The sequence below is a fragment of the Streptomyces racemochromogenes genome, from assembly GCF_044129415.1.
GTDB classification, from domain to species: Bacteria; Actinomycetota; Actinomycetes; order Streptomycetales; family Streptomycetaceae; genus Streptomyces; species Streptomyces racemochromogenes_A.
Map to the genome: position 1 here is coordinate 1 of NZ_JBBDHD010000206.1, position 8168 is coordinate 8168.

At 74.4% G+C, this 8168-nt stretch carries 7 protein-coding genes; 6 read left to right on the plus strand and 1 reads right to left on the minus strand.

The genetic code is table 11. From position 1 onward, the window contains the following. Nucleotides 1–125: 125 nt before the first annotated feature. The gene (locus WDV06_RS35160; RefSeq protein WP_395513881.1) at nt 126–1226 is read right to left on the minus strand and encodes an NADH:flavin oxidoreductase/NADH oxidase; all 1101 of its coding nucleotides are present in this window, start codon (nt 1224–1226) and stop codon (nt 126–128) included. A gap of 224 nt (nt 1227–1450) precedes the next feature. On the opposite strand from WDV06_RS35160, the gene WDV06_RS35165 reads away from it, so the two are divergent. The 6 genes from WDV06_RS35165 (at nt 1451) to WDV06_RS35190 (ending at nt 8071) form a co-directional block, all read left to right on the plus strand. Then, nucleotides 1451–2539 (plus strand): WD40/YVTN/BNR-like repeat-containing protein, encoded by a 1089-nt coding sequence (locus tag WDV06_RS35165; protein ID WP_395513882.1) that lies wholly within the window; start codon nt 1451–1453, stop codon nt 2537–2539. A 41-nt stretch (nt 2540–2580) separates the two neighbouring features. After that, entirely contained in the window at nt 2581–3132 is a 552-nt protein-coding gene (locus WDV06_RS35170) for a GNAT family N-acetyltransferase (protein ID WP_395513883.1), read from the plus strand. An 82-nt stretch (nt 3133–3214) separates the two neighbouring features. Then, nucleotides 3215–4729 carry a type III PLP-dependent enzyme domain-containing protein gene (locus WDV06_RS35175; RefSeq protein ID WP_395513884.1) on the plus strand — a complete coding sequence of 505 codons (1515 nt, stop codon included), beginning with the start codon at nt 3215–3217 and terminating at the stop codon, nt 4727–4729. Then, the gene (locus WDV06_RS35180; RefSeq protein WP_395513885.1) at nt 4726–6045 is read left to right on the plus strand and encodes a pyridoxal-phosphate dependent enzyme; all 1320 of its coding nucleotides are present in this window, start codon (nt 4726–4728) and stop codon (nt 6043–6045) included. The genes WDV06_RS35175 and WDV06_RS35180 overlap by 4 nt, the downstream gene beginning before the upstream one ends. A gap of 1 nt (nt 6046) precedes the next feature. Beyond that, nucleotides 6047–7246 (plus strand): aminotransferase class V-fold PLP-dependent enzyme, encoded by a 1200-nt coding sequence (locus WDV06_RS35185; RefSeq protein ID WP_395513887.1) that lies wholly within the window; start codon nt 6047–6049, stop codon nt 7244–7246. 51 nt (nt 7247–7297) lie between these two features. After that, nucleotides 7298–8071 carry a class I SAM-dependent methyltransferase gene (locus tag WDV06_RS35190; protein WP_395513886.1) on the plus strand — a complete coding sequence of 258 codons (774 nt, stop codon included), beginning with the start codon at nt 7298–7300 and terminating at the stop codon, nt 8069–8071. Nucleotides 8072–8168 lie beyond the last annotated feature (97 nt).

Consider the following 8168-nt stretch of genomic DNA (forward strand, 5'->3'; position numbering starts at 1 on the left):
GGGGGGGGGTGGGGGGGGGGGGGGGGGGGGGGGGGGGGGGGGTGGGGGGGGGGGGGGGGGCGGCGGGCGCCCCCGCCGCGCGCCCCCCCCCCCCCCCCCCCCCCCCCCCCCCCCCCCCCCCCCGGTCACCAGGAGCGCCGGTACTGACCGGGCACCGGGATCCGGGCACCCAGTTCGGCGGCCGCGCGGCGGGCCCAGTACGGGTCGCGCAGCAGTTCCCGGCCGAGGAGGACCGCGTCGGCCTCGCCGTTGGCCAGGATCTTCTCGGCCTGCCCGGCCTCGGTGATCAGACCGACCGCGGCGACCGGCAGGGAGGTCTCGGCCTTGACGCGGGCGGCGAAGGGCACCTGGTAGCCGGGGCCCGTGGGGATCCGCACGCCCGGGGCGAGCCCGCCGGTGGAGACGTCGAGGAGGTCCACGCCGTGTTCCTTCAGCAGGACGGCCAGGCGGACCGTCTCGTCGGCGGTCCAGCCCTCCTCCTCCAGCCAGTCGGTGGCGGAGATCCGGAAGAACAGCGGGAGCTCCTCGGGCCACACCGCCCGTACGGCGTCCACGACTTCGAGGGCGAAGCGGGTGCGGTTCTCGAAGGAGCCGCCGTAGGAGTCGGTGCGCCGGTTGCTGTGCGGGGAGAGGAACTCCCCGATGAGGTAGCCGTGGGCGCCGTGGATCTCGACGACCTTGTAGCCCGCGGCGAGGGCGCGCCCGGCCGCGGCCGCGAACTGGCGGGTGATCTCGTGGATCTCGTCGGTGGTGAGCGCGTGCGGGACGGGGTGGCCCTCGTCGAACGCCACCGGGCTGGGGGCGCTGGGCCGCCAGCCGTGCGCGTCGGGGCCGACCGGCGCTCCGCCGTTCCAGGGCCGGTCGGTGGATGCCTTGCGGCCCGCGTGGCCGATCTGGATGCCCGGGACGGCGCCCTGGGACGTGACGAAGGCGGTGATCCGGCGGAGGGCCTCGACCTGGGTGTCGTTCCAGATGCCGAGGTCGTAGGGGCTGATCCGGCCCTCCGGGGAGACGGCGGTGGCTTCCTGGATGACCAGGCCGGTGCCGCCGGTGGCGCGGGCCGCGTAGTGCGCGAAGTGCCACTCCTGCGCCACGCCGGCGTTCGGGCCGAAGGCCTCGGCGCTGTACTGGCACATCGGCGCCATCCAGATCCGGTTCGGGATGGTCACCGAACGGAGGGTGTAGGGCTGGAAGAGGGCGGCGAAGGCAGCGGGTGCGGCACTCATGGGGTTCTCCAGATGTCACCGGACGCGCGCCGGGGATCGGCGCGGCGCTAAGTACGAGAGATACCGTACTACGTAATCCCTCGTAGTACGAGAGATCCCGTACAAGCGATCCGGAGGTGCGCGGCGGTGCTCCCGGCCCCGCCTCGGCGGGCGTTGTCAGTGGCGGGGTGCAGACTGGCGGGAAACCTGCCGTATCAGGACAAGGACGTCCGGAGGTGTCGGCCATGACCGACGTGCTACTGCTCGCGGGGACCCGCAAGGGGCTGTTCATCGGCCGGCGCCGGGGCGCCGGCCCCTGGGAGTTCGACGGTCCGCATTTCAACGCCCAGGCCGTCTCCGCGGTCGCCGTCGACACGCGGGGGCCGGTCCCCCGGCTGCTGGTGGGCGGGGACAGCTCCCACTGGGGGCCTTCCGTCTTCAGCTCCGACGACCTGGGGGCGAGCTGGCAGGAGCCCGCCGCACCCGCGGTGAGGTTCCCGAAGGACACCGGCGCCTCCCTGGAACGGGTCTGGCAGCTGCACCCGGCCGGCCCGGAGGCCCCCGGGGTGGTCTACGCGGGCACCGAGCCGGCCGCCCTGTTCCGCTCCACCGACCGGGGCGGCTCCTTCGAGCTGGTCCGGCCGCTGTGGGAGCACCCGACCCGCTCCGCGTGGGTGCCGGGCGGCGGCGGGGAGGGCCTGCACACGGTGATCACCCATCCGGCGGACCCGGCGGCGGTGACGGTGGCGGTCTCCACCGCCGGGGTGTTCCGCACCCGGGACGGCGGCGCCAGCTGGGCCCCGTCCAACCACGGGGTCTCGGCGGTGTTCCTGCCCGATCCGAACCCGGAGTTCGGCCAGTGCGTCCACAAGATCGCCCAGGACGCCGGGGACCCGGGCCGGCTCTACCTCCAGAACCACTGGGGGGTCTACCGCAGCGACGACGCGGGCAACGAGTGGACGGACATCGGCTCCGGCCTGCCCTCCGACTTCGGCTTCGCCGTCGCCGCCCACCCGCACCGGCCGGGCACCGCCTACGTCTTCCCGCTCAACGCCGACTCCGACCGGGTCCCCGCCGGACACCGCTGCCGCGTCTTCCGCACCAGCGACGCCGGAGCCACCTGGGAGCCGCTGGCGAAGGGGCTGCCGGACGGGGACCACTACGGCACGGTGCTGCGGGACGCCCTGTGCACGGACGACGCCGACCCGGCGGGCGTCTACTTCGGCAACCGCAACGGCGAGCTGTACGCCAGCGACGACGACGGCGACAGCTGGCGGCTGCTGGCCGACCACCTCCCCGACGTGCTCTGCGTACGGGCCGCCGTCCTGCGCTGACCTCCCGCCGGGGAGCCCGGGCATCTGGGAGTCTGGCGGGCATGGACGCCTACCCGCCCCCGCGGCTGCGGCAGTTGACCCGGCCGGAAGAGGTCACCCCACGGCTCCGGGAGGAGCTGATCGACTGCTGGGAGGCGGTGGTCAACTCCGGCGGCGCGGTCATCGCCGCCGAGTTCCCGCTGCCCCCCGTGAGCCGGACCGACGTGGCCCCCGTGGTCGACGGGCTGGTCCGCGCCCTCGACCCCCGCCTCGGCCGGATGCTCGTCGCCACCGTCGGCGGCGCGCTGGCCGGCTGGCTGGTCGTCCGCCGCGACCGCCACCCGCTCGTGGCACACCGGGGCGCCGTCAACCACGTCCAGACCCTGCCCCGGCTGCGCGGCCGCGGGATCGCCACCGCCCTGATGGAGCGGGCCACGGCCGTCGCCCGCGAGGAGATGGGCCTGGAGCGGCTGGGCATCGCCGTCCGGGGCGGCGTCGGCCTGGAGGAGTTCTACCGCAGGCTCGGCTGGGCGGAAGTCGGCCGGTGGCCGGGCGCGCTGCGGGTCGCGCCCGGCGACGACCGGGACGAGATCCTGATGGCCCTCGTCCTCTGACAAAAATGCCCCGCGGGGGTTACGGTCTTATGACCGTTTGCCGACACCGGTACGCATTCCTCGACGGAGAGGAACAGCTGGGATGAGCAACGACCCCTTGCACGGCGACCTTTCGCACCGCGGCACTTCGTCCCCTCCCTTGTACCTGGAACCGAGGCTCGCACCGCGCGCGGCGGCCCTCCTGGACGCGCCGGCGTTCCTGCACACCCTCGTCGACGCCCTCGGATCCCCGCTCAACGTGATCCTCCCCGACCAGATCGCCGACAACGTCCGCGGCTTCCGCGCCGTGTTCGCCCGTCACCGGCTCACCGGACGGATCTTCTTCGCGCACAAGGCGAACCGCTCCAGCGCCCTCGTCCGCCGGCTGACCACCACCGGCGCGGCCCTCGACGCCGCCTCCCTCGCGGAGTTGCGGCACGCCCTGGGATCCGGGTTCGCCGGAGCCGAGGTCATGGCGACCGGCCCCAAAGACCCCGAGTTCCTCTGGCTCGCCGCGCGCAGCGGGGCCCTGGTCAACGCCGACGGACCGGACGAGCTGGAGCGGGCGGCGGCGCTCGTACGGGCGCACGGACTGCCGCGCCTGCGCGTGCTGTTGCGGCTGTCCGGGTTCGAGGCGCCAGGGGCCCGGCGGCTCTCGCGCCGCAGCCGCTTCGGCACCTCCGTGAAGTCCCTGCACCAGCTGCTCGACGTCCTCGACCGCCACCGCGCACAACTGGAGCCCGTCGGCGTCGGCTACCACCTCGACACCACCAGCGTCGAGGAGAAGGCGGCGGCGCTGGAGGGCTGTCTGCACGCCATGGAGGAATTACGGGTCCACGGCCACCGGCCCGGCGCGGTCGACGTCGGAGGCGGCTTCGGCGTCAGCTACCTGGCCCACGCCGCCCAGTGGGAGCGCTACACCACCGAGCTCACGCGCGCCGTCATGGGCGCCCGCCCGCCGCTGGCCTGGGGCGGCCACGGCTACGGGCTGCGCGCCGAGAACGGCACCCTGCGCGGCGCGCTCGGCCTCTACCCGGCCCACCGGGCCACCGCCGGCCCCGGCTACCTCGACGAGCTCCTCTCGCATCCGGCACCCCGGCTGGGCCGTCCCCTGGGCACCCTCCTCCTGGAGAGCCTCTACGACCTGTACGCGGAGCCCGGCCGCGCCCTCGCCGACCAGTGCGGGCTGACCCTCGGGAGGGTTCTGGAGGTACGGCCCTCGGACACCGGGGAGCCGCTCGTACGCCTCGCGCTGAACGCCGGAGACGTCAGCCTGGAGGACCACGGCGTGCTCATGGACCCGGTGCTGCTGCCCCGCGAACCGGCCCCGGCCGGCGCGGGCGGCCCGGTGGCGGTGCACCTCATGGGCAACCTCTGCCTGGAAGCGGACCTGATCACCCGCCGGAGCGTCTTCCTGCCCCGGCTGCCGCGTCCCGGCGACCTCCTCGCCTTCGCCAACACCGCCGGGTACTGCATGGACTTCGGCGCGACCCGCGCCCAGGGGCAGGCCCTCGCGCGCAAGGTCGCCGTCCACCGGGAGGGGGAGGACGGCGACTGGCAGTGGTGCCTGGACGAGCAGTACTGGCCGCTCACACCTACGGGGGAAGCGCAGGGATGAGGTACGACAGCATCACCGAAGCCATCGGCGGGACACCGCTGGTCCGCATCGACCCGGCCGTGCACGGCCTGCGCCACATCGACCTCTACGCCAAGCTGGAGATGCTCAACCCCTTCGGCTCGCTCAAGGACCGGGCCGCCTGGAACATGACCCGCGACGAGCTCGCCGGCGCCGCCGAGCGCGGTGAGACGGTCGTGGAACTCTCCAGCGGGAACACGGCCAAGGCCCTGGCCCTGATCGCCGGGCTGCACGGGCTGCCGTTCAAGAGCGTCACCAACCGGATGCGGATCCCCGAGATCAAGGACCTGCTCCTGCTGCTCGGCGCGGAGATCGAGGAGCTGCCCGGACGCAGCGAATGCCTCGACCCGACCGACGAGGACGACCCGCTGACCCTCTTCCACCGTCAGCTGAACCTGCCCGGCAGTGCCCACCTCCACACCGACCAGTACTTCAACGCCCGCAACACCGAGGCGCACGCCACCGGGACCGGTCCGGAGATCATCGCGGACCTGGACGGCCGCGCCCCCGACTGGTTCGTCGCCTGCGTGGGCACGGCCGGCTCGTCCACCGGCGTGGCGCGGGCGCTGCGGGCGCACGACCCGGCGGTGCGCGTCGTCGGCCTGGTCGGGGAGAAGTCGGACTTCATCCCGGGCATCCGCACCATCGACGAGGTGCAGGAGGTCGGCATCTTCGACCCGGCGACGTACGACACCCTGGAGCCGGTGACCTCCGACGAGGCCATCGAGGGGATGCTGACGCTGCTGCGCCGCTGCGGCCTGCTCGCCGGGCCCACCGGCGGGGCCGCGTACTTCGGCACGGTCCGCCACCTGCGGGAGCTCGACGCGGGGCTGACGGAGCGCAGGACGGCGGTGTTCATCGTCTGCGACCGGGTGGAGAGCTACGTCGGCTACGTCCGCCGGCGCCGACCGGACCTGTTGGGCCTGCCGGCGGTGCGGAACTCGGTCGCCACGCTGACGGAGGCCGAGGTGGCCGCGGCCGCCGTCATCGGGGTCGACGACGCCCGCAAGTGGATCGCGGAGCGGCAGCCGCTGGTGGTGGACCTGCGCGGCCCCTTCGCGTACGCGGCGCTGCACATCGAGGGGTCCGTGAACATCGTGGACGAGCTCTTCGACGAACTCGTCCGGGGCGGGCTGCCGTTCGGCCGGAGCCGGCCGGTCCTGCTGGCCTGCCCGGTGGGCGAGAAGTCGGCCCGGTACGCGGCCCTGCTGACCCGCATGGGCCACCCGGACGTGCGCAGCCTGGCCGGCGGGATCATCGCCTGGCGGGACGCCGGTGCTCCCCTGGTGCGTGACTGACATGGCCGCCCCCGCCACCGAGCTGGCGGCGCTCGCCGACTGGCAGCGGCCGCTGCGCGCCCAGTTCCCGATCATCGAGGGCCATCCGGGCCTGGTCTACCTGGACAGCGCCGCCACGTCCCAGAAGCCGCGGCCGGTCCTGGACGCGGTGCAGACGTACCTGACCACCTCCAACGCCAACGCGGCACGCGGCTCCTACCCGTGGGCCAACACCACGACGGCGCTGGTGGAGGGCGCCCGGGAGCGGGTCAAGAGCTTCCTGGGGGATCCGGATCCGGAGCGGTCCTCGGTCCACTTCACCAGCGGGACCACGGAGGGGCTGCGGACCGTCGCGCGGGACTGGCTGCCGTTCCTGCTCGTCGACGGGGACGAGATCGTCGTCCCGTTCGCCGACCACCAGGCGAACCTGTCGCCCTGGCTGGAGGCCCGCGACCTGCTGGCCCGCCGGGGGGTGCGGGTACGGGTGCGGGAGCTGCCGTACCAGGCGAGCTCCGGGGACTACGATCCGCGGGCCCTCGCGGCGGTCACCGGCCCGCGGACCCGTTTCGTGGCCGCCACCCACGTCCACCACGTCTACGGCGTGGACATGAACGTGCACCGGATCCGGCAGGTCGTCGGTCCGCAGGTGCCGATCTGTCTGGACGCGGCGCAGAGCATCGGCCACCTGCCGGTGTCGGTGGCGGGCCTCGACGTCGACTTCGTGGTGTTCTCCGGCCACAAGGCCCTGGCCCTTCCCGGGACGGGCGCGGTGTGGGCCCGGGGGCTGCGCGGCCCGCGGCTGCGGCCCGGCGGCTGGAGCGGGACCCCCAACACCGTCGGGATCGCGAGCCTGGTGGCGGCCCTGGACTGGCTGGAGGCCGCCGGCACCGGGCGGATCGAGCGGTGGACGGTGGCGCTGACCGCGCTGCTCACCGACGGCCTCGACCGGATGGACGCCTACGAGGTGCTGGGCTGCCGGACCAGCCTGTCGGCCGGGTCCCGGGTGCAGCGGCGGCGCAGCCTGGTCACGTTCCGGCACCGAGGGATCGACTCCCGGGACCTCGGGTTCATCCTTTTCAGCCACGGGTTCATGGTGCGGACGGACGGCCACTGCCAGGCCGGAAGGGCGGCGCAGGAGGGCTCGGTGCGCGTCAGCCTGCACGTCCACAACACCCCCGAGGAGGTGGAAGGGCTCCTCTCCGCCCTCGCCAGTCTGCAATGATTTCCATGAGCGGCGGGATGTGGCTTCGGCGGCGGAGGCAGTGCGAGCGGCATGGGTGCGGGCACGGGCGGAGTGAGTACGGGGACGGCGGCGCGCTGGGTGGAGCGCTGGGAGCGCCAGCAGCGGCTGTACGCGGTGGACCGGGAAGAGAGGTTCGCGGTCATCGCCGACCTCGTCGAGTACGTGGCGGGCGGCCGGCCCGCGCCGCTGGTGCTCGACCTGGGCAGCGGTCCCGGGTGCCTGGCCGCGCGGCTCGCCGCCCGGCTGCCGGGGGCCGAGGTGTTGGCGGTGGACGCGGACCCGCTGCTGCTGGAACTCGGCAGCGCCCACTACGGGCACGCCCTGCGCTACGTCAACGCGCTGATCGGCGAGCCCGGCTGGCTCGACCGGCTGGGGCTGGACCGCCCCGCGGACGCGGTGGTCTCGACGACCGCCCTGCACTACCTCGGGGAGGGGACCCTGCGGCAGGTCTACGGGGAGCTCGCCGGCGTGCTGAGGGCCGGCGGGATCCTGGTCAACGGGGACCACATCAGCCCGGACTCCGCCGCGCTGTCCGAGCTGGCGCGGGACGTGGGGCGCCGGCACGCCGAACGCAACGCCGTGTGCGGCCACGAGGAGGACTGGGAGTCCTGGTGGTCGGGCGCGGCCGGCGACCCGGAACTGGCCCCGCTGCTCTCGCGCGACGGCGAGGGCGGGCGGGCCCCCTGCGAGGGCAACGACCTGACCGTGTCCGGCCATGTCGCGCTGCTGCGCGACGCGGGGTTCGCGGACGTGGGGGTCGTGTGGCAGGTCGGCCCGAGCCACGTCCTGGCCGCCGTCCGCTGACCGGCCGGCCGCCGTCCGCTCCTAGGGCCTGTCGTCACACTCCCGTCGTCGCCCGGAGGGCGGCCCCGCGGCGTCATGGGGGTCCCCCCTGGTCGAG